The 20928-nt window shown below is 74.5% G+C and carries 19 protein-coding genes and 2 riboswitches; of the genes, 12 read left to right on the plus strand and 7 right to left on the minus strand.

From position 1 onward, the window contains the following. Nucleotides 1-51: 51 nt before the first annotated feature. The 3 genes from WCD74_RS03620 to WCD74_RS03630 form a co-directional block, all read right to left on the minus strand. Nucleotides 52-1194 carry an LLM class flavin-dependent oxidoreductase gene (locus tag WCD74_RS03620; RefSeq protein WP_337693451.1) on the minus strand — a complete coding sequence of 381 codons (1143 nt, stop codon included), beginning with the start codon at nucleotides 1192-1194 and terminating at the stop codon, nucleotides 52-54. A 172-nt stretch (nucleotides 1195-1366) separates the two neighbouring features. Next, on the minus strand, nucleotides 1367-1723 hold the full coding sequence (locus WCD74_RS03625; RefSeq protein WP_337693452.1) for a hypothetical protein: 357 nt from the start codon (nucleotides 1721-1723) through the stop codon (nucleotides 1367-1369). Between the two features lie 486 nt (nucleotides 1724-2209). After that, a complete protein-coding gene (locus WCD74_RS03630) occupies nucleotides 2210-2857 on the minus strand; it encodes a nitroreductase family protein (RefSeq protein ID WP_337693453.1) in 648 nt (215 codons plus the stop codon). Nucleotides 2858-2877: 20 nt separating this feature from the next. Here WCD74_RS03630 and WCD74_RS03635 point away from each other — a divergent pair, with 20 nt between their 5' ends. Together WCD74_RS03635 and WCD74_RS03640 are read left to right on the plus strand one after the other, a co-directional pair. Continuing rightward, nucleotides 2878-3906 (plus strand): LLM class flavin-dependent oxidoreductase, encoded by a 1029-nt coding sequence (locus WCD74_RS03635; protein WP_337693454.1) that lies wholly within the window; start codon nucleotides 2878-2880, stop codon nucleotides 3904-3906. After that, on the plus strand, nucleotides 3906-5207 hold the full coding sequence (locus tag WCD74_RS03640) for an LLM class flavin-dependent oxidoreductase (RefSeq protein WP_337693455.1): 1302 nt from the start codon (nucleotides 3906-3908) through the stop codon (nucleotides 5205-5207). The genes WCD74_RS03635 and WCD74_RS03640 overlap by 1 nt, the downstream gene beginning before the upstream one ends. On the opposite strand, the gene WCD74_RS03645 is transcribed toward WCD74_RS03640, so the two are convergent. After that, on the minus strand, nucleotides 5159-6112 hold the full coding sequence (locus WCD74_RS03645; RefSeq protein ID WP_337693456.1) for a TIGR03564 family F420-dependent LLM class oxidoreductase: 954 nt from the start codon (nucleotides 6110-6112) through the stop codon (nucleotides 5159-5161). The two genes, WCD74_RS03640 and WCD74_RS03645, sit on opposite strands and share 49 nt — an antisense overlap. 47 nt (nucleotides 6113-6159) lie before the next feature. On the opposite strand from WCD74_RS03645, the gene WCD74_RS03650 reads away from it, so the two are divergent. From WCD74_RS03650 to WCD74_RS03685, 8 genes are all read left to right on the plus strand, one after another. Next, complete coding sequence (locus WCD74_RS03650) at nucleotides 6160-6897, plus strand: helix-turn-helix domain-containing protein (RefSeq protein ID WP_337693457.1); 738 nt, start codon at nucleotides 6160-6162, stop codon at nucleotides 6895-6897. A 98-nt stretch (nucleotides 6898-6995) separates the two neighbouring features. After that, nucleotides 6996-7089, plus strand: a riboswitch (SAM riboswitch). Between the two features lie 5 nt (nucleotides 7090-7094). Further along, nucleotides 7095-7196 carry a putative leader peptide gene (locus WCD74_RS03655; protein ID WP_337693458.1) on the plus strand — a complete coding sequence of 34 codons (102 nt, stop codon included), beginning with the start codon at nucleotides 7095-7097 and terminating at the stop codon, nucleotides 7194-7196. A 49-nt stretch (nucleotides 7197-7245) separates the two neighbouring features. Further along, nucleotides 7246-8457 (plus strand): LLM class flavin-dependent oxidoreductase, encoded by a 1212-nt coding sequence (locus tag WCD74_RS03660; protein ID WP_337693459.1) that lies wholly within the window; start codon nucleotides 7246-7248, stop codon nucleotides 8455-8457. Next, a complete protein-coding gene (locus tag WCD74_RS03665; protein ID WP_337693460.1) occupies nucleotides 8454-9827 on the plus strand; it encodes an NtaA/DmoA family FMN-dependent monooxygenase in 1374 nt (457 codons plus the stop codon). The genes WCD74_RS03660 and WCD74_RS03665 overlap by 4 nt, the downstream gene beginning before the upstream one ends. Continuing rightward, nucleotides 9824-11422, plus strand: a complete 1599-nt coding sequence (locus tag WCD74_RS03670; protein ID WP_286056701.1) for an ABC transporter substrate-binding protein — start codon at nucleotides 9824-9826, stop codon at nucleotides 11420-11422. Before WCD74_RS03665 ends, WCD74_RS03670 begins: the two co-directional genes overlap by 4 nt. Further along, on the plus strand, nucleotides 11404-12357 hold the full coding sequence (locus WCD74_RS03675; RefSeq protein ID WP_337693461.1) for an ABC transporter permease: 954 nt from the start codon (nucleotides 11404-11406) through the stop codon (nucleotides 12355-12357). Before WCD74_RS03670 ends, WCD74_RS03675 begins: the two co-directional genes overlap by 19 nt. Further along, nucleotides 12354-13256 (plus strand): ABC transporter permease, encoded by a 903-nt coding sequence (locus WCD74_RS03680; RefSeq protein ID WP_337693462.1) that lies wholly within the window; start codon nucleotides 12354-12356, stop codon nucleotides 13254-13256. Before WCD74_RS03675 ends, WCD74_RS03680 begins: the two co-directional genes overlap by 4 nt. A gap of 11 nt (nucleotides 13257-13267) precedes the next feature. Next, nucleotides 13268-14866, plus strand: coding sequence for a dipeptide ABC transporter ATP-binding protein (locus tag WCD74_RS03685; protein WP_373696024.1), 1599 nt, complete (start codon nucleotides 13268-13270; stop codon nucleotides 14864-14866). Nucleotides 14867-14941: 75 nt separating this feature from the next. Here the strand turns inward: WCD74_RS03685 and WCD74_RS03690 are convergent, their stop codons facing one another. After that, the gene (locus tag WCD74_RS03690; protein WP_337693463.1) at nucleotides 14942-16186 is read right to left on the minus strand and encodes an acyl-CoA dehydrogenase family protein; all 1245 of its coding nucleotides are present in this window, start codon (nucleotides 16184-16186) and stop codon (nucleotides 14942-14944) included. Between the two features lie 421 nt (nucleotides 16187-16607). Here WCD74_RS03690 and WCD74_RS03695 point away from each other — a divergent pair, with 421 nt between their 5' ends. Beyond that, nucleotides 16608-16823 (plus strand): dodecin, encoded by a 216-nt coding sequence (locus WCD74_RS03695; RefSeq protein WP_337693464.1) that lies wholly within the window; start codon nucleotides 16608-16610, stop codon nucleotides 16821-16823. Between the two features lie 164 nt (nucleotides 16824-16987). After that, the gene (locus tag WCD74_RS03700; protein WP_337693465.1) at nucleotides 16988-18118 is read left to right on the plus strand and encodes an LLM class flavin-dependent oxidoreductase; all 1131 of its coding nucleotides are present in this window, start codon (nucleotides 16988-16990) and stop codon (nucleotides 18116-18118) included. 73 nt (nucleotides 18119-18191) lie between these two features. Here the strand turns inward: WCD74_RS03700 and WCD74_RS03705 are convergent, their stop codons facing one another. Both WCD74_RS03705 and WCD74_RS03710 read right to left on the minus strand, forming a co-directional pair. Continuing rightward, nucleotides 18192-19286, minus strand: coding sequence for an LLM class flavin-dependent oxidoreductase (locus tag WCD74_RS03705; protein WP_337693466.1), 1095 nt, complete (start codon nucleotides 19284-19286; stop codon nucleotides 18192-18194). A gap of 158 nt (nucleotides 19287-19444) precedes the next feature. Next, nucleotides 19445-20776 (minus strand): aminotransferase class V-fold PLP-dependent enzyme, encoded by a 1332-nt coding sequence (locus WCD74_RS03710; protein WP_337693467.1) that lies wholly within the window; start codon nucleotides 20774-20776, stop codon nucleotides 19445-19447. 34 nt (nucleotides 20777-20810) lie between these two features. Continuing rightward, nucleotides 20811-20925, minus strand: a riboswitch (SAM riboswitch). Between the last annotated feature and the right edge of the window lie 3 nt (nucleotides 20926-20928).

Raw genomic sequence — 20928 nt, forward strand, 5'->3', positions numbered from 1 at the left:
AGGTGACGAACGGCCCGTTCGTACGCTTTCCCGACGACGGGTCGGGCCGGCTCAGGCAGCCGCCGCTCCGACGGCCTCGGCGAGCAGTTCGTGGCTGCGCACCCGGTCGGCGTGCTCGGTGGTGATCGTGGTGACCAGCAGCTCGTCCGCGCCGACCGCGTTCACCAGCGTCTGCAGCCCGACGCGCACGGTGCACGGCGAGCCGACGAACTGCGTCGCCACCCGGTCGGCCACCCCGGTGCGCTCGGCGTCCGACCACCGCCGTGACCGCGCCTGCGCCGGCGTGACGTACGGGTGCGCACCGCGGCCGGTGCGGATGTCGAGCACCCACTGCCCGTACGGGGACGCCAGCTCGCGGGCTGCCGCGTCGGTGTCCGCCACCACGACGTCCGCGGACACCATCACGTACGGCCGGTCGAGTCGCGCGGAGGGGCGGAACGCCTCCCGGTAGGCCGCCACCGTCTCGAGCACGGTCGTCGGCAGCGTGTGGTAGTTGACCGCGAACGGCAGCCCCAGCTCCCCGGCGGTCTGCGCGCTCACACCGGGGCTGGAGCCGAGGATCCACACGTCGAGGTCCGCGCCCTCGGCCGGCAGTGCGTGCAGCGGCGTGCCGTCGTCGCGCACCGCCGTCCCGCGGACGTAGGAGAGAATCTCCAGGACCTGCTCGCGGTGGTCGGGCGCCTCGCCGTCGATGCCGAAGCGCTCGGCGAGCGACGCGAAGGTCGAGAGGTCGGCGCCCGGCACGCGCCCCGGGCTGGGGATGAGCAGGCCGTCCACGTAGCGCGACGGCGGCGGGGGCGGCGCGTCCGCGGGTGGTGCCGCACGCGCCCGGATCATGGCCAGGATCTTGTGGATGTCGAACCGGCCGAGCCCGAGGTCGACCCGCCCCGGGTGCACCGCGGCCACCGTCCCGAACTGCTCGGCGATCTGCAGTGGCGGGGTCAACGGCATCTGCACCGCGCCCGACCCGACGTGGATCGAGGAGGTGGCACTCGCCACCATCCCGGCCAGCACCGGGGTCGACGCCGACGCCACCCCGGGGTTCAGGTGGTGTTCGGCCAGCCAGTAGCGGCGGTAGCCGGCGGCCTCGGCGACGCGGGCGAGGTCGATGGAGTTCTGCAGCGCGTCGGCGGCGGTCCCGCCGGAGGGGACGGGGCCGAGGTCGAGGATCGAGAGGGGGACGGCGAGGGACACGCGGCACCTTCCGGGCGGGCGGGGACGGGAGTCGGGGCGCTCGTCCCCGGACTCACCGCGCTCGCCGTCCGGACCAGGTCGACGTGGCGGCGCAGGGTGCGGTGGCGGAGCATCACACCCTCCTCCCGCTCGCGGTCCCGTCGCCGGTCGTCGTCCCTACTCCACGCCTGCCTCAGCGTCGGCGCAACCGGTCCGCCGCGACCAGCAGGGCGTGGTAGGCCTCCTCGACGTCGGTGGCGGTGAGGTAGGCGCAGGCGATCGTCACCGCGGGGGCGGCGTCGGAGGGCCCGAGCGCCACCTGCCTCTCCAGCGCGGCGCGCAGTGCGGTCTCGACGCGGCGGCAGCGGGTGTACCGCTCGCGGAGACCGTCGGTGTCGACGGCCCGCAGGTCGCGGACGGCGTCGGTGACGGCGCGTTCGAGGTGGTCACGCGACCCGGCCCCGCGTCGACGCCGCGTCGGCACGACGACGACGGGCTCGGTGGCGGGGGCTGCGGTGGCGGGGGTGGTGGTGGCGACGGTGGTGCGCACGGAGGTTCCTCACGGGGACGGCCCGAGCGGGCCGAGGGGGCGGGCGGCGAGAGTCAGCTCGCCCGACACCCCGAGGAGACGACGCGCAGCAGATCGACGTACGTGCGGCGCACGAGTCGCGATCCGGGTCCCGTCACGGCCATCACTCTGGCACGGTCGCGGCACCGACCACCAGCCCGACGGACTGCTCACCCCGTGCTTGACAGGCGCTCGGAGCCGGGGCTTGAGTGACGGCGAGGACGGACCGTCACGGCCCGCTCACCGTCGGAGCACCAGTCGCCGTCGCCCGGAGGAGCCCGCCGTGCCGTGCCCAGCCCGGACGCGCCGCTGGACCCGTCGTCGCCACGTCGACCTCTGCCGCACGCGCGCCGACCTCTGTCGCTGACCCACCTCCCAGCGCCCCTCCGTCGACCGTCCCCGAGGTGTGTCGTGCCGCCCCGTGCCGTTCCGTCTCCGAGTCCCCCGGCCGCCGTCGTGCCGTCGGGCTCAGCGAGAGTGCTGCTCGCCCCACCGCCCCCAGTGCACGACCTCCTCGACGGGCTGCCGGCGCGGGGTCGACCAGCGGCCGCGTGCGGGGTAGCCGAGCGGGACCAGGCCCATCGTCGCGGCGTCGTCGGGCAGGCCGAGAAGCTCGTCGACGTCGGACTCACCGGTCAGGTGGAACAGCGTGAGCACGCCCCCGATCCCGTACCCGCGGGCGGCGAGCAGGAGCTGCTGCACCGCCCCGTAGATCGAGGCGCCGAGCCGCTTGTCGGTCGAGTCCGCGGCGTTGCGGAGCACCGGCACCACGAACACCGGGGCCTCGGCGATGTGCCCCGCCAGGTGCTCGGTGGCCCGGTAGGACGACGGGCTCAGGCCCAGCTCCGCGCCCTCCCGCGCCGGGTCGAGCAGCTCGTCCCGACGCACGCCGTAGGCCTTCTCCCACCCGTCGGAGTACCAGCGGGCGATCCGCGCCTTCGCGTCCGGATCGGTGACGACGACCCAGCCCCAGCCCTGCCGATTGCCCCCGGACGGACCGCACACCGCGGTGTCGAGCAGGTCCCACAGGACGTCGTCGGGGATCGGGGTGTCGGCGAGGTAGCGCCGGGACGGTGTCGTGCGCAGACCCTCGCGGAGCTCGAGATGATCGACCATGCCGAGCACGGTAGGGCGCGATGAGCCTCCTCGTGGGACTCGAGATCGACGGTGAGGGCGCGCACCCCGCCGCGTGGCGCGCGGCCGGCCACTCTCCCTCCGCCCTCCTCACGGCCGATCACCTGGGCGCGGCCGGACGGCGGGCCGAGGCGGCCGGGTTCGGGTTCGTCACCCTCGACGACGGGCCCGTCGACGGCGCCGGACCGGACGTGGCGGGCCGGTTCGACCCCGTGGGGGCCGCCGCGTTCCTCTCCGCCACGACGTCGGCGATCGGCCTCGTGCCGGTGGTGCCGACCGTGCACGCGGAGCCGTTCCACGTGTCCAACCAGCTCTCCTCGCTCGACCACGCGTCGCTCGGACGGGCCGGCTGGCTCGTCGGGACGCGCTCCACCGGCACACGCACGGCGGCGCTGGGGCTGCCCGCGGACCCCGACCCGGCGGCCGAGGCCGCCGACGTGATCGAGGCGGTCCGGCGGCTCTGGGACTCCTGGCAGGACGACGCCGTCATCGCCGACGAGGCCACCGGACGCTTCCTCGACGCCGACCGCGTGCACCACGTCGACTACGTCGGCCGCTCCTTCGCGATCCGCGGCCCGGCCCTGGTGCCCCGCCCGCCGCAGGGCCAGGTCCCGGTCGTCGCCGCGACGGGGACGCCGGGGACCGACGTCGGGATCGTCCCCGGACCGGGCGCACCGGCCGTCGAGAACCGCACTCTCGCCGAGATCGAGGTCGTCCTCGACGACGGCGGCCGGCCCGCGGCCCGGCGCCTCGACGGGCTCGACCGGCACACGCCCTGGCCCATCTCGGGCCGGGAGCGGTACGTCGGCGACGCCGCGGGCCTGGTCGACCGGCTGCAGACCCTCGCGCCGCACGTCGACGCGGTGCGCCTGCTCCCCGCCGTCCTCGAGGTCGACGGGCGGGTGCTGGGCGAGGAGGTGCTCCCGGCCCTCGGTGACCTGCTGCTGCGGCCGACCACCGGGACGACCCTGCGCGACCGGCTTGGTCTCCCCCGGCCCGTCGGGCGCTACGTCGACACGAGGAGGGCGTGATGGCACAGCTGCACCTGGCCGGGTTCTTCGGCTTCGGCCCGTCGTACGTGTGGTCGCAGGCCGCGCACCCGCACGTCTACTACGAGTTCGAGTCCTGGCGCCGGCTCGCGGAGACCGCCGAGCGCGGCCTGTTCTCCTGCCTGTTCCTCGGCGACAGCCAGCGGCTGCGCGAACACCTCGGGAAGATCACCGACCACTCCGTCACCGGCCGCCCCGACCAACTCGTGCTGTTCGCGCATCTCGCCGCGGTGACCGAGCGGATCGGCCTGGTGGCCACCCTGAACACCACGTTCACCGACCCGGCCGACCTCGCCCGCCGGCTCTCGACGGTCGACGTGCTCTCCGGCGGTCGCGCCGGGTGGAACGTGGTGACCACGGACAACACCTGGACCGGCGAGAACTTCCGGCGCGGCGGCGACGTCACCCACGACGACCGCTATACGCACGCCGAGGAGCACCTCGCCACGGTCGAGGCGCTGTGGTCGGGCTGGCCCGAGGACGCCCTGGCCGGTGGTGGCGAGCGGTGGTCGCGTGGCATCGGCGAGGTGGTCCGCGGGGGTCGCCGGGCCTGGCCGTCGCTCCCGCCCAGCCCGCAGGGGCGGCCGGTGCTCTTCCAGGCGGGCGAGTCCGACGAGGGCCGCGAGTTCGCCGCGCGGCACGCACAGGGGATCTTCTCGCGCTACCTGGCGTTCGACGAGGCGCTCGCGTTCGCCACCGACGTCCGCGACCGCCTGGAGCGCCACGGCCGGCCCCGCCAGGACGTGAAGATCTTCCCGGCGACCCGGATCGTGCTGGACGACACCGAGGCGGAGGCCCGCGACAAGGCCCGCTGGTTCCGCGACCGGGTGTGGAGCGACCGCCGGGTGCGGTCGGTGGTCGAGGCGATCTGGGGCCACGACCTCTCCGATCACGACGTGGACGGGCCGCTCCCGGCCACCGACCCCGTCGTCGCCACCCAGACGATCACCCACGGCGTCGTCAACACCAGCGACCGCCCGCTGCGCACGGCGGCCGCGTGGCGTGAGCTCACCGAGGCGAAGGGCTGGTCGATGCGCGAGCTGGTGCTGCACCTGAACGACACCCTCGAGTTCGTCGGCACCCCGTCGTCGGTGGCCGACACCCTCACGCACTACGTCACCGCGGGGGCGATCGACGGGCTCAACCTCAACCCGAACGGCGTGCCCGACGGGTTCGACGACGTCGTGGACCGCTTGGTCCCCGCCCTGCAGGACCGCGGGGTCTACCGCACCGCCTACGAGGGCGCGACGCTGCGGGAGAACCTGGGGGTGGTGCCGGTCTGACCGCGCAGCACGGCCAGCGCGGCGAGCGTGCGGTCCCGCTCGTCCGGCGTCCCGACCAGGCTCAGCAGGAGGTCGGTGGCCCCGGCGTCGGCGTAGCGCGCGATGCCCGCCGCGAGCGCCGCGTCGTCGCCCGCGACCGCGATGTCCCCGGGCGAGGCGAACCCGTCGCGCGCGAGCGTGGCGGCGTAGGACGGCAGCTGCGCGTAGGCGGCGTAGTCCGCGGCGACCTCGGCGCGCACCCGGTCCGGGTCGTCGGTCAGGGCGATCGGCACCCCGACGACGACCCGCCGCGGCTCACCCCCGGCGGCCCGCGCCAGGTGCGGCACGACGTGCTCGCCGATCGTGCGCGGGCCGGACAGGAACGTGATCGTGCCGGTCGTGCGCTCGGCGGCGAGGGCGAGCATCACCGGGCCCAGCGCCCCGAGCAGCAACGGCACCCGCGGCTCGGCACCGGGCACCGCGGTGTCCGCCGGCCTCGAGCCGGCGCCACTCGTCCCGGGGACCGACCGGCCGTCGAGGATCGGCTCGAGGACGTCGAGGTGGGCCCGCAGCGCCGCCACGGGTCGCTCGAACGGCAGGCCGTAGATCTCCAGCAGGCCCGGGTGGCTGACCCCGAGCCCCAGCGCGAGCCGCCCGTGCGACGCGGCCTGCACCGTCTGGGCCTGCGCGGCGAGGACCCGCGGGTGGCGTGGCTGGACCACGACGACGGACGCGCCGAGTTCCACCCGCGCGGTCTCGCGGGCGAGCGCCGCGTGGGTGGTCAGGGTGTCGAACCCGTAGCCCTGCGGGAGCCACGCCGTGTCCAGGCCCGCGGCCTCGACCGCCCTCGCCCGGGCCACGAGCTCGTCGACGAGGTGGCCGCCCGCGCGCAGCCCGGCGGCCAGGTTCACTCCGAGTCGGATCATGCGAGCGAGGCTGCGGAACGACGCGCGGCGGAACCAGGAGCCCGACGGTGACAGGCTCGACCGACGCCCGCCGTCGCGAACTCGGACGCTGTGTCCGGTCCTACCGCGAGTTGCGGACGCCGGGCGCGGTCGGGCTGCCGACCGGCGACCGGCGGCGCACGCCCGGGCTCCGACGCGAGGAGGTCGCGGCGCTCGCCGGGGTCGGGGTCACCTGGTACACGTGGCTCGAGCAGGGCCGGGTCGCGGCGTCCGAGCAGGTCGTCGACGCGGTCGGCCGGGTGCTGGGGATCGACGACGTCGGACGCGGGCACCTGCGCGCGCTGTCCCGCCCGCCCGTCGGGGCCCTGTCCGGACCGGAGGCACTGCGCCCGCTGCTCGCGAGCTGGTCGGCCCACCCGGCCGTCCTGCTCGACGCCCGCCTCGACGTCCGGGCCGCCAACGAGGCGTGGGAGGACGGGTTCGGCCCGAGTGCCGGGCGGGCTCTGCTGGGGACGCTCGTCGGCCGGGACGACGTGGCGGAGCTCGTCCGGGCGGTCGCCCGGCGACTGCGCATGGTGGAGAACCTGCTGGGCGACGACGAGCGCGTGGCCCGGGTCCGGGACCGTGCCCGCGCCGTGGCGCCGGGGCTCACGCCGCTGTGGGACTGCCGGGCGGTGGGGGCGTTCGGCCGCCCGCGGGTGCGGGTGGACGGGGTCCCGCGCGAGGCGTTCCTGCTCGGCGAGGCGGGGGCCGCCGATGCGGCCGAGGCCTCGGTCCTGGTCCTCCTCCCCGCGCACGTTCCGTGAGATCTCCGTCGAGGACGACCACCGTGCGTGAGTGAGCCGCTCCGGTGTGACGTTGGCACGGTTGACAGCTCACGGGTCCGACTCCATACAGTCTGACCCAGCCATCCCGAGCGGCCGAGAGACCTGGCTCAACGACGCCGCAGCAACCCCCCGACCACCGGGTGCGGGTGCTCATGCCAGGACCGATGGAGGACGCGATGCGCACGGAGCGGGACACCGTCCTGGGCGCCCAGCACCGCGGGAGCTACCGCCGCCACGTCGACCTGCAGCGGGTCGCGAGCGCGGTCTGTCCGGCCTGACCAGCCCGACCGACCACTCCCCCCTCCCCCGCAGGAGCGCGGTACCCCCATGCCCGGAACATTCCTGCCGCTGCACGTCGCCGTCGCGCTCGACGGCGCCGGCTGGCACCCCGCCGCCTGGCGCGAGCCCGGCGCCCGCCCCGACGAGCTCTTCTCCGCCCGCTACTGGGCCGATCTGGTCCGCACCGCGGAACGGGGGCTGCTCGACCTCGTCACGATCGAGGACTCCCTCGGGCTGCAGTCCGGCGACCACCTCGCCACGCCGACGCGCCGCACCGATCGCGTGCAGGGCCGCCTCGACGCCGAGCTGATCGCCGCGTTCGTCGCGCCGCTCACCGACCGGATCGGCCTCGTCCCGACGGTCACCACCACCCATACCGAGCCGTTCCACGTCGCGTCGGCGCTGGCCACCCTCGACCACGACTCCCGGGGTCGCGCCGGCTGGCGGGTCCAGACGTCGGTGCGGCCCGACGAGGCCGCGCACTTCGGGCGCCGGACGATCGCCGGGCTGCGCCGCGACGAGCTCGACACGCCGGCGGCGAAGGCCCTGGTCGCCGAGCTCTTCGGCGAGGCCGCGGACGCGATCGAGGTGGTTCGGCGCCTCTGGGACTCCTGGGAGGACGACGCCGAGATTCGCGACGCGACCTCCGGGAGGTTCCTCGACCGCGACAAGCTGCACCACGTCGACTTCGTCGGCGAGCAGTTCTCGGTCCGCGGGCCCTCGATCGTGCCGCGACCGCCGCAGGGACAACCCCTCGTCGTCTCCCTCGGCCACGGCGACGAGCCGTACCGCCTCGCCGCCCGGGGCGGGGACGTCGTGTTCGTCACCCCGCACGACGCGCACGAGGCCTGCCGGATCGTCGGGCGGTTCCGGGAGATCGAGCGCGAGACCGCTCGCGAGGAGCCGCTCCGGATCCTCGCAGACCTCGTCGTCGTCCTCGCCGACACCGATGACGAGGCCCGTGAGCGGCTGGACCGCCTGGACGCGATCGACGCGCTGACGAGCGACGCGACGATCCTCGCGACCACGCCGTCCGCCCTCGCGGACCTGCTCGTCGCCTGGCAGGAGGCCGGCCTGGACGGCTACCGGCTCCGGCCCGCCGTCCTGCCGACCGACCTCGACCGCATCGTCGACGGCCTGGTGCCGGAGCTCCAGCGCCGCGGGGCGTTCCGCACCGTGTACGCGGAGCCGACCCTGCGCGAGCGCTTCGGCCTGCCGCGACCCGTCAGCCGCTACGCAGGAGTCGGGAGCCCCGCATGAGCGACCGCAAGCAGATCGTGCTCGGCGCCTACTTCCCGGGCGTCAACCACGACACCGTCTGGAGCGACCCGGCGTCGGGGAGCCACATCGACTTCGCCTCGTTCGAGCACTGGGCCCGCACCGCGGAGCGCGGCAAGCTGGACCTGCTCTTCCTCGCCGAGGGCCTGCGCATCCGCACCCGGGGCGAGGACTTCTTCGACCAGGACGTCGTCGGACGACCGGACACCTTCACCGTCCTGGCCTCGCTCGCCGCCGTCACCTCCCACATCGGCCTCGCGGGCACGATCAACTCCACGTTCAACGAGCCCTACGAGCTGGCGCGGAAGTTCGCCACGCTGGACGTGCTCTCCGGCGGACGCGCCGCGTGGAACGTCGTGACCAGCTCGGACGCGCCGACCGGCGAGAACTTCCGTCGCGGGGGCTACCTCGGGCACCACCAGCGCTACGAGCGGGCGGGCGAGACCCTCGCGGCGGTGCGTGCGCTCTGGGACTCGTGGGGGTCGGACGCCGTCGTCGCGGATCCGTCGTCGGGGACGTTCCTGCGCGACGGTCACGTGGGCGACTTCGCCGTGCACGGGAACCAGTTCGACATCGCCGGCCGCTTCACCGTGCCCCGCAGCCCGCAGGGCCACCCGGTGATCCTGCAGGCAGGCGAGTCCCCGGCCGGCCGCGACTTCGCGGCCGCGAACGCCGACGCGATCTTCTCGCGGTACCAGCGCTTCGATGAGGCGCGGGCGTTCTTCGACGACGTGAAGGCGCGGGTCGCGAAGGCCGGGCGCAACCCCGACGAGGTACGCATCCTGCCCTCGGCCGCGGTCGTGCTGGGCGACACCGAGGCCGAGGCGCGCGAGCGGCACGCCGAGATCCACGACCGCCAGGTCGACCCGTGGACCGCGATCGTGCTGGCAGAGATGGTCTGGAACCGCGACCTCTCGGCGTACGACCCGGACGGCCCGCTCCCCGACGTCGACCCCACGCCCGAGGCCCCGACCTGGATCCGCGGGCGCGCCCCGCTGACCCAGGACGCGCACGCCACCGCGAAGGCGTGGCGGGAGATCGCCGACGCCCGCGGGCTGTCGCTGCGCGAGACGGTCAAGCACGTGTTCGACCGGGCGGTGTTCGTCGGCACCCCGGAGCACGTCGCCGACGAGATCGACCGCTACGTCCAGGCCGACGCCTGCGACGGCTTCATCCTCGGCTCCCACGTGAGCCCGACCGGCCTCGACGAGATCGTCGAGAAGGTCGTCCCGATCCTCGCCGACCGCGGGGTGTTCCGTACCGACTACGAAAGAGGCACGTTGCGCGAGAACCTCGGGCTGGCTTCCCCGGCCCGCTTCGGTGAGCGTCGTCCGTCGGTGGTGGCGTCGTGAGGCTCACCGTCCCCGCGTTCCTGACGGCGGGTCTGCTCGCCCTGGCCGCCTGCAGCAGCGGCGCGGGCGGGTCCGGCGAGGACGCCGGCCCGCCCCGGCCCGGCGGCACGCTCGTGTTCGCGGTGTCCAGCGACGCCGGGTGCGCCGACCCGGCGCAGGTCGGCAGCAACGACTCGATCTACTCGATGCGCCAGATCGTCGACTCGCTCACCGACCAGGACCCGGCCACCGGCGACATCAAGCCGTGGCTCGCGACCTCGTGGTCGTCGAACCCGCAGGCCACCGAGTGGACCTTCCAGTTGCGCCCGGGTGCGACGTTCTCCGACGGCGCCCCGGTCGATGCGAACGCGGTCAAGGCGAACTTCGACCGCGTGCCGTCCCTCGGCGCCCGCGGCACGCTGCCGAAGGGCTACCTCGCGGGCTACCAGGGCACGACGGTGACGAGCCCGACGTCGTTCACGGTGCGGTTCGCCCAGCCCAACGTGCAGTTCCTGCAGGGCACCTCGACCCACAGCCTCGGCCTGGTGTCCCCCGCGAGCGCGGCGCAGACCGACGACCAGCGCTGCGCGGGCGTGATCGGGTCCGGGCCGTTCGTGCTGGCCTCGTACACGAAGAACCAGGCCACGGTCCTGACGAAGCGGCCCGGCTACTCCTGGGGCTCGTCGCTGTTCACCCACCCCGGCGAGGCCTACCTCGACCGCGCCGAGTTCCGGGTCGTCCCGGAGTCCGGCGTGCGGACCGGCAGCCTGCAGTCCGGCGAGGTCGACGCGATCGCGAGCATCGGCCCGCAGGACGAGGCGCCGCTCGCCGGCGCCGGAATCGACCTGCCGTCTCGCGCCAATCCGGGGACACCGTTCGGGATCGTGTTCAACCAGGCGACGCCGCTCGGCGCCGACCCGGCCGTGCGCGAGGCCGTCTCGACCGCGATCAACCGGCAGGAGGTCGTGTCGGCGGTCTACACCTCGCAGACGAAGCCGGCGACCTCTGCGCTGGCATCGACGACGCCGGACTACGCCGACCAGTCCGCAGTGCTCCCGTTCGACCCGAACCGGGCGAACCAGGCGCTCGACGCCGCCGGCTGGGTCCGGGGTCCGGACGGCATCCGAGCGAAGGCCGGAGCGCGGCTGACGCTGCCGCTGCTCTACGCGCCGGTCATCGCGACCAACCGACCGGCGCTCGAACTGCTCCAGCAACAGCTGCGCGCCGTCGGGATCGACCTCCAGCTGCAGGAACGGCCGGTGTCCGACACCGCGACCATCCAGCAGAGCGGGCAGTTCACCGCGGCCTGGCTCAACGTCAGCCGAGCCGACCCGGACATCCTGCGTGCGCAGTACGGCAGCGCCGGCTCGAACGTCTTCCGCTTCCCCGCCGGCACCCCCCTCGACGGGCTGCTCGTCGCGCAGGCCGGGACGCTCGACCCCGCGCAGCGCACGCAGATCGTGGCGCAGGCCCAGCAGCAGCTGGTCGCGCAGCACCTGGTCGTGCCGGTCGCGGAGCTCACCACGACGCTCGCGGTCGGTCCGGCCGCGCACTCCGTCGCCTTCGACGCCTCGTCGCGTATCCAGCTGCACGACACGTGGAAGTCGGCACCGTGATCTATCTCCTGCGCCGGCTCGGGTTCGCGGCCCTCGTCCTGTGGGCGTCGTACACCGTGTCGTTCGCCGTTCTCTACCTCCTGGCCGACCCGGTGGCGACGCTCGTCGCCCGGGCGTCGGACGGGACGGCGATCACGACGGCCGAGCTGGACGCGTTGCGGGCCCGCTACGGGCTCGACCAGCCGGTGCCGGTGCAGTACCTGGAGCGGCTCGGCGCGGCACTCCGGGGTGACCTCGGAACGTCCTTCGTCAACGGTCAGCCCGTCGGCCGCACGATCGCCGAGGCGCTGCCCCCGACCCTGCAGATCGCGACGGCGGGGCTGGTCCTCGCCGTCGTGTTCGGCGCCGGGGTCGCGCTGACCGCCACCTACACGCGGAGCCGCTGGCTCGCGCAGGTCCTGATGGGCCTGCCGTCGCTCGCGGTGTCGCTGCCGGTGTTCTGGGTCGGGCTGATGCTGGTCCAGCTGTTCTCGTTCCAGCTCGGGTGGCTGCCCGCCGTCGGGGCGCGCGGGCCGGCTGCGCTGATCCTCCCGGCGGTCACCCTGGCGCTGCCGACGGGCGCGCTGATCGCCCAGGTGCTGGTCAAGAGCATGTCGACCGCCCTGACCGAGCCGTACGTGACGACGGCGCGGGCCAAGGGGGTCGGGCCGCTCGCGGTCCACCTCCGGCACGCGCTCGGCAACGCGGCGATCCCCGCGCTGACCGTGCTCGGCTACGTGACCGGCAACCTGCTGGCCGGGACGGTCGTCGTCGAGACGGTCTTCACCCGCCCCGGCCTCGGGCGGACCACCGTCGAGGCGGTCGCCGACCAGGACGTCCCGCTCGTCCAGGGCGTCGTGCTGTTCGCAGCGCTCGTGTTCGTGCTGGTGAACCTCGCCGTCGACCTGATCTATCCCCTGCTCGACCCCCGCGTCACCCAGGCGGTGCCCGCATGACCGATCTCCTGGACCCCCGGACCGCCGCGGACCCGACCCCGACCCCGTCGTCAGGACGGCCCCCGACGACGGGCCGCGCCCGGCTCGGCCGCTTCCTGCGGCGCCGTCCGGGGCTTGTCGTCTCGATCCTGGTGATCGTGTTCGTGCTGGTCTCGGCGGTCTTCCCGGCGCTGTTCGCGCCGGGCGACCCGACCCTGGCGGTGCCCCGGCAGCGGTCGTTGCCGCCCGGCCCGGGGCACTGGTTCGGCACCGACTACCTGGGGCGCGACGTGTGGACCCGCGTCGTGCACGGCACCTCGCTGTCGCTGCAGGCGACCCTGATCGCGGTGGCGGTCGCGCTCGTCGTCGGCGGCCTGATCGGGCTGCTCGCCGGCTTCGTCGGGGGCTGGGTCGACGAGGTGCTCATGCGCGTCGTCGACGTCCTGCTCGCGATCCCGCCGATCCTGCTGGCGCTCGCCCTCATCGCCGCGCTCGGCTTCGGCACGACGAACGTGGCGATCGCGGTCGGCGTCGCGAGCGTGGCGCAGTTCGCCCGCGTGATGCGCGCGGAGACGATGCGGATACGCGGCACCGTGTACGTCGAAGCGGCACGGGCGGTCGGGACGCGGTGGTGGGTGACGCTGGGTCGGCACGTCCTGCCGAACGCGGCGGGCCCGGTGCTCGTGCTCGCGGTGCTGGAGTTCGGGCTCGCGATCCTCGCGGTGTCGTCGCTGTCGTTCCTCGGCTACGGCGCGCCGCCGCCCGCGCCCGAATGGGGGTCGCTGGTCTCGGAGGGTCGCAACTACCTGGCGACCGCCTGGTGGATGTGCGCCATGCCCGGTCTGACGATCGCCGCGACCGTGCTCTCGGTGAACCGCGTCTCGAAGGCGCTCGACGGCGAGTGGGGGCGGGACCGGTGAGCCTGTTACGCGTGCAGGACCTGCAGGTCGACTACCGCGTCGCCGGCGGCACCGTCGACGCCGTGCGCGGGGTCGACCTCGAGGTCGCGACCGGCGAGGTCGTGGCCGTCGTCGGGGAGTCCGGGTCGGGGAAGTCGACGTTGGCGCAGGCCGTGATCGGGCTGCTGCCCGCCAACGGAGCCGTCCGGGCCGGCAGCGTCGCGCTCGACGGCGAGGAGCTGCTGGGCCGTTCGGAGAAGGCGCTGCGCTCGGTGCGCGGTGCCCGGATCGGCCTGGTCCCGCAGGACCCGGGCGTCTCGCTGAACCCGGTGCAGAAGATCGGTACCCAGGTCGCCGAGGTGCTGCGGGTGCACGTCCTGGCCGACCGGCGGTCCGCCCCGGCGCGGGCCGTGGAGCTGCTGGAACGCGCCGGCATCCCGGACGCGGCGGTGCGCGCGGGCCAGTACCCGCACGAGCTGTCCGGCGGCCTGCGGCAGCGGGCGCTGATCGCGGTCGCGATCGCCGCCTCCCCCGCCCTGCTGATCGCCGACGAGCCGACGAGCGCGCTCGACGCGACCGTGGCGCGACAGATCCTCGACCACCTCGACACGCTGCGCGCGGAGACCGGAAGCGCCCTGCTGCTGGTCACCCACGACCTCGGTGTGGCCGCGGACCGGGCCGACCGCATCGTCGTGATGTCGCAGGGCCGGATCGTCGAGCAGGGGCCGACCGCGGAGATCCTCGAGCGGCCGACCCACCCGTACACGCGGGAGCTGCTCGCCGCGGCGCCCGGGCTCGCCGTCGTCGACGCCCTGCCGCCGGTGCCGGTGAGCGGGACGCCGATCGCGGAAGTGCGGAACCTGGTGAAGGACTTCCCGCTGCCGCGCGCTCGCGGTTCGTGGCGGCGCGAGCACCTGCGGGCGGTGGACGACGTGTCGTTCACGATCGCCCGCGGCGAGACCCTCGCGCTCGTCGGGGAGTCCGGGTCGGGCAAGTCGACCACCGCGCGGCTGCTGCTGCGCCTGGCCGACCCGACGTCGGGACAGGTGTTCCTGGACGGCGCAGACATCACGACGGTGCGCGGGGTGGCCTGGCGGGACCTGCGGCGCCGCGCCCAGCTCGTCTACCAGAACCCGTTCGCCTCGCTCGATCCCCGCTTCTCCGTCCGCGAGGTGATCACGGAGCCGCTGCGGGCCTTCGGGGTGGGCACCCGCGAGGAGCAGGCCGCGCGGGCGGCGGAGTTGGTCGACCGGGTGGCGCTCCCGGAGGCGATGCTCGACCGGCGGCCGGTGGAGCTCTCCGGCGGGCAGCGCCAGCGGGTGGCGATCGCCCGGGCGCTCGCCCTGTCCCCCGACCTCGTGGTGTGCGACGAGCCGGTCTCCGCGCTCGACGTGTCGGTGCAGGCCCAGGTGCTGGACCTGCTGCACGAGCTCCAGGAGCGCGACGGGCTGTCGTACCTGTTCATCTCCCACGACCTCGCCGTGGTGCGCCGCGTCGCCCACCGGGTCGGCGTGATGCAGGGCGGGCGGCTGCTCGAGCTGCGGCCCACGCGCGAGCTCTTCGACGATCCGCACCACGAGTACACGCGGACCCTCCTGGGGGCGATCGCCGGGCAGCAGGCGCGGGTGTGAGCGGGTGGCCCGGGGACCTCCCGGGCCACCGCTCGCTCGACCCGGGGTCCCGCGAGCTCGGGGCGTCCGGACGGATCAGCTGTACCAGGTCGGCCGGGGCAGCTCGCCGGTCAGCACGAAGCGCCCGACCTCCCGGCGCTTGTAGGCCACCGGGTCGTGCAGGGAGTGCGTGCGGACGTTGCGGTAGAAGCGGTCGAAGCCCAGCGACGCCTTCGTGGCACGCGCACCGGTGAGCTCGAAGACGGCGTTCGACGCCGCGAGGGCGACGTCGGTGGCCACCGCCTTGGCCGCGGCCACCCGGACCTCGTGCTCGCCGCGTGCCTGCTCGGTGAGGGCATCGGGGTCGCGGTGGATCTCCTGTTGCTCCTCGGCGACGGCGTCCGCGAGGGCCTCGGCGGCCCACAGCTTCGCCGTGAGGTCGCCGTAGCCGTCGATGATGTAGGGCTCGTCGGTGGCACGCTCCTGGCCGCCGTGCAGCCAGGGGCGGGTGGTGGTGCGGGTGTACTCGGCGCCCGTGTCGAGCGCGCCGCGCGCGATCCCCAGATAGAAGTTCACGAAGACCAGCTGGATCACCGGGACGTTGAGGGTGTTGTAGACCCGCGGCTGGAAGACCTTGTCGCGGAAGCCGGCCGCCGCGGCCCACGGCACCCGGACCGCGTCGATGGTGACGCTGCCGGACTCGGTGAGCCGCTGCCCGATGTTGTCCCAGTCGTCGTGGTAGACGATGCCGTCCTGGCGCGAGGGGACGATGGCGAAGACGTGGGTGTCGGTGCCGGAGACGACCCCTTCCAGGACGGTCACGTCGGAGACCCTGCTGCCGGTCGAGAACGACTTCTTGCCGTGGTAGACGAGCTCGTCGCCCTCGTCGTGGATGACGACGTCGTCGTCGCGCGGGTTGACCGCGCCGCCGAAGAACCACTGCTCGGTGGTGGCCTGGGCCTCCACGGCGTCGATCTGCTCGGGCGTGCCCACCAGCCGTGCCGCCCAGAACCACAGGTAGTGGTAGCCGAGGAGCTGCCCGATCGACCCGTCGCCGGCAGCCACCTCCCTGATCACCCGGTAGGCGAGCGTCCAGTCCTGGCCCCCGCCGCCCTGCGCGGTCGGGCCCAGGAGCGTGACCAGGCCCGATCGCTTGAGCAGGGCCACCTCGTCGTACGGCGTCGCACCCGCCGCGTCACGGTCCGCGGCGTCGACCTCGAGCACGCGCCGGACGAGGCGGGCACGCTCCAGCCACTCGTCGGGCGTGCGCGGGACGGGCAGGGCGGTGAAGTCCACCCCGCCGTCACGGGGGGCGGTCACGATCTCGGCCACCTCGGTCATGGCTGTCCTTCCATCGGGGATGAGCGCACGACGTCGGCGCGCGCGGGTACGGGCCGCGAGGACCGCACGGGCGGTGCGCATCCCGGGCCGGGGAACGGCGTGCGGGGACGCCGGGGACCGCGCGGACGACGCGCGGGGAGAGGCGCGCCCAGAGGGCGCCGGGGACCGTCGAGGTCAGCCGCGACAGGCGCTGGAGCAGACCAGCAGCAGGTCGACGTGACGACGCGAGGTCAGCAGTGCCATGACCGGCACCTCGTCTCCGCGCGTCACACCGATCACCGAACCCGGGACGGCCGACCCTGTCAACCGGCACGGCCGACGACGCGGGCCGGTTCGAGGCCGCCGTCACATCAGGCGTTGGTCCCGGGTCGAGGTGGCCACTCCGGGAGTGCTGACCATCCCCCGACACCAGGAGCTCGCCATGGCGGACACGACCTACAGCAAGACCGAGATCGTCGGCACCTCGGAGAAGGGCGTCGACGACGCCATCCGCGGCGCCATCTCCCGGGCCTCGCAGACCCTGCAGGAGATCGACTGGTTCGAGGTCACCGAGATCCGCGGGCACGTCGAGGGCGGCGAGATCGGCCACGTCCAGGTCACCCTCAAGGTCGGCTTCGCGCTCACCGACACGAAGTGACCGCGGCTCCGCGGGCGGCGTTGACCTGTCACCGCCCGCGGAGGACGGTGGAGGACGTGCCGCTCCTGACGCGTCGGCGTCACATCGACCTCGAGCGGGTCTGCTCCGCGACCTGAGGTGGGCCCTCGTGCCCACCTCGTCGTCATCACCCCAGGAGTAGAGCCGTGCCCGTCGAGTTCCTCGGTATCGCCGCCACCAACGACGGATCGGAGACCGGGGCCCGCAGTGGCCCCGCCTTCGACCCCGACTACACCCTGCGCCTGGCCCGTGCCCACCGCGACCACGGCTGGGACCGGGTGCTCACGGCCTACTCGTCGGGCAGCCCTGACCCCGCGCAGGCCGCCACCTACATCCTCGACCACGTCGACGACCTGCAGTTGCTGGTCGCGCACCGGCCGAACCTCTCGATCCCCACGTTCGCGGCGAAGACGTTCGCGACGATGGACGCGATCAGCGGCGGGCGCGTGACGGTCCACGTCATCACCGGCGGCAGCGACCACGAGCAGGCCCGCGAGGGCGACCGCCTTTCCAAGGACCAGCGCTACGGCCGCACGCGCGAGTACATGCAGATTCTCAAGCAGGCCTGGACCCGCACCGAGGCCTGGGACTATGCGGGCGAGCACTACGCGTTCGAGGACTTCGTCGCCGACGTCCGCCCGCTGCAGTCGCCGCGCCCGAACCTGTCGTTCGGCGGGTCGTCGGCCGCGGCCTACGCGACCGGCGGCGCCGAGGCCGACATCTACGCGCTGTGGGGCGAGCCGCTGGCCGACACCGCGGAGCAGATCCGCACCGTGCACGCCGCCGCCCGCGCGGCGGGGCGGACGACGATGCCGCGCATCCAGGTCGCGTTCCGGCCGATCCTCGGGGTCACCGAGTCCGCGGCGTGGGAGAAGGCGTACGCGACGGTCGCGCGGATCGAGGAGCGCACGCAGGGCGGCGCGGTCCCGCTGACGAACCGCCACCGCTTGCAGAACCCGGAGAACGCCGGGTCGCAGCGCCTGCTCGCGGTCGCGGAGCGGGGTGAGCGGTTCGACCGTGCGCTGTGGACCGTGACCGCGAAGGCAACCGGGGGTGGCGGGAACTCGAACGCGCTCGTCGGGACGCCGGAGACGGTCGCGGCGGCGCTCGTGGACTACTGGGACCTCGGCGTCGACATCCTCTCGGCCCGCGGCTACGACCTGCTCGCGGACGCCGAGGAGTTCGGGCGGGAGGTCATCCCGCTCGTGCGCTCCGAGGTCGCGCGCCGCGAGGCCGAGGGGCGGCCGCGCGGGATCGACACGCTGAGCGCCGCGTAGGCGGGCCACCGAGTGCGACGTGGCGCAGGTTCCGGGGCCGCCGGACCTGCGTCACGTCGCACTCGGTGGGGGGTCAGACCCGCAGACCGGCCGCTCGCGCAGCGTCGTCGGGACCCCACAGCGTCGTCGACACCTCGCGGCGCACCAGCGGGATCACCTCCTCGGCGAAGCTCGCGAGAACCTCCTGCTGCCGGCCGTAGGACAGCACCGGGTTGATCGACACCGACTGGACGTCGTGGCGGTAGGCCTTGTGGTACTCGAGGATCTTCTCCGCGACCCGCTCCGGGGTCCCGACCAGCGCCGGGCCGTGGGCGACGGCGTCCTCGATCGTCGTGAACGACATCGTCTTGCCCTTGCGGGTGTCGCCCGCGTGCGCGGCGGCGAGCTTGGCCGCCATCGCCTCGTAGATCGGGCGGTACTGGCGCACCGCCTCCTCGTCGCTCTCGGCGAGGAAGAGCCCGCCGGAGCCGGAGCCCACGTAGCCGACCGACGGGTCGTGCCCGTGCTCGACGAGCTTCTCCCGGTACCGGTCGATCAGGACGAGGTAGGCCTCGCGGGGCTGCAGGGCGTTCGCGGAGAACAGCGGGTCGCCCCACTTCGCCGCGAGGTCGACGGCGTCGGTCGAGGTCGCGGACCCGTGCCAGATGCGGAACGGGCCGTCGAAGGGGCGCGGGAACGTCGTCACGTCGTGGAGGTCGGCGTGGTGCGTGCCCGCCCAGTCCACGTGCTCCTCGCGGATGAGGCGCCGCAGCAGCTCGTAGTTCTCGGTGAGGTACTCGTACTGCCGGCCGAGCTCGAGGCCGAACATGCCGAAGTGCCGGTCCTCGTTGCCCTTGCCGATGACGATCTCGAGCCGGCCGCCGGAGAGCTGGTCGATCGTCGCGTAGTCCTCGGCGACGCGCACCGGGTCGAGCAGCGAGAGCACCGTGACGCCGGTGGACAGCAGGATGCGCGAGGTGGCCTGGGCGAGCGCCCCCAGCAGCACCGTCGGCGCCGAGGACACGAACTCGCCCGCGTGCCGCTCCCCCACGGCGTAGGAGTCGAAGCCGAGTGCCTCGGCGCGGACGGCGGTCTCGACGACGCGCGTCAGGCGCTCGTGGACCGAGAGGATCTCCCCCGTCACGGGGTGCGGGGCGTGCGGGACGATGTCGAGGACCTGGAATCGCATGGGTGTGCCTTCACGACGACGGGGCTGGACGCTGAGGTGGGTCTCCTCGGCGACAGCCCTGCGCCGTCACGCGGAGGAGATCCACGTGACGGCGGCGCGTCAGCTCGGGGCGCAGCACGGTTCGAGCGTCAACCGTTGCGCGACCGGGTGTCAACCGCCTACCGGTCGCAGCCCGGCAGGCCGTCGCGGGCACCGACGTGGAGCGGGTCGAGGTCGCGCGGGTCCGGGGTCGGCACCCAGCGACCCTCGCGCTGCGCGTAGGTCCAGCCCGGGCCGCGCTCGACGAGACGCGCGACGGCGGCGATCAGGCGCTCGACGTCCTCGCGGACCGTCGCCAGCCCGAGGCTCGCCCGCACGGCGTCGCGGCCACCCGTGAGGCGGTCGAGCAGCGGGTGCGCGCAGAACCGGCCGTCGCGCACGCCGATCCCGAACTCCGCCGAGAGTGCCGCCGCGACCAGGCCGGCCGGCAGGGCGTCGACCTCGAACGACACCACCGCGACCTGGTCCGGCGCGTCGTCGAAGCACTCGAGCAGCCGTACACCGGGGACCTCGGACAGGCCCTCGCGCAGCCGGGTCGCGAGCACGCGCTCGTGGGCCGGGATCACGGCGTCGACGACGGGCTCGAGCGCCCGGCACGCCGCGGCCAGCGCCACGGCGCCGAGCAGGTTCGGGGTGCCGCCCTCGTGGCGCTGCGGGGCAGGGAGCCAGGCGGTGTCGGTCGCGCCGCCGGTCACCGCGACCGCGCGCACCGCTCCCCCGCCGGCCAGGTGCGCGGGCGCGGCGTCCAGCCAGTCCCGGCGCCCGACGAGCACGCCGGCCCCGTACGGCGCGTAGAGCTTGTGCCCGGACAGCGCGAGGTAGTCGGCGCCGAGCGCGGCCAGGTCGACCCGGCGATGCGGCGCGAGCTGCGCGGCGTCGACCGCGACCCGGGCCCCGGCGGCGTGCGCCAGCTCGACGACGGCCGTGAGCGGCAGCGTCTCGCCCGTGACGTTGGAGGCGCCGGTGACGGCGACGAGGGCCGGCCGGTGGGCACGGACGCCGTCACGCAGGGCGTCCAGCGTGGCGGCGACCGTGGTCGCGGCGGGGACGACGTGGTGCTCCGCGTGCCGCCAGGCCAGCAGCGTCGCGTGGTGCTCGAGGTCCAGCGTGAGCACCGGGCCCGGCACGGCGCGGGCGAGCAGGGCCAGGGCGTCGGTGGTGTTGCGGGTGAACACGACGACGTCGTCGGTCCTCGCCCCGACGAACCGGCCGACGGTCTCCCGGGCCGACTCCAGCAGCGACGTGCAGACCCGCGAGGTGTAGCCGGCGCCGCGGTGGACGCTCGCGTAGTAGGGCAGCACCGCGGCGACGTGGTCGGCGACGTCCTGCAGCGGCGGCGCGCTCGCGGCGGCGTCGAGGTCGGCGTACCGGACGCGGCGGCCGTCGACCAGCGGGACCTCGAGGTCCGCGCCGACGGTCAGCGGCAGGGCAGGGCTCAGCACAGCGGTCATGGGGGTCTCCGGACCCTCGGGGATCCGGAGGCCGGATCCGCGCTTGCCGACGGCGGGTGTCGCGTCGGCCTGGTCATCACCCGGAGCACCCCGCCGCGGAGGAGGGTTGCCGACCAGCGAGCCGGGGCTTGGCGCTAGTACTCGTGACCTGG

The sequence above is a fragment of the Actinomycetospora aurantiaca genome (assembly GCF_037401875.1).
In the GTDB taxonomy this organism is placed as follows: domain Bacteria; phylum Actinomycetota; class Actinomycetes; order Mycobacteriales; family Pseudonocardiaceae; genus Actinomycetospora; species Actinomycetospora aurantiaca.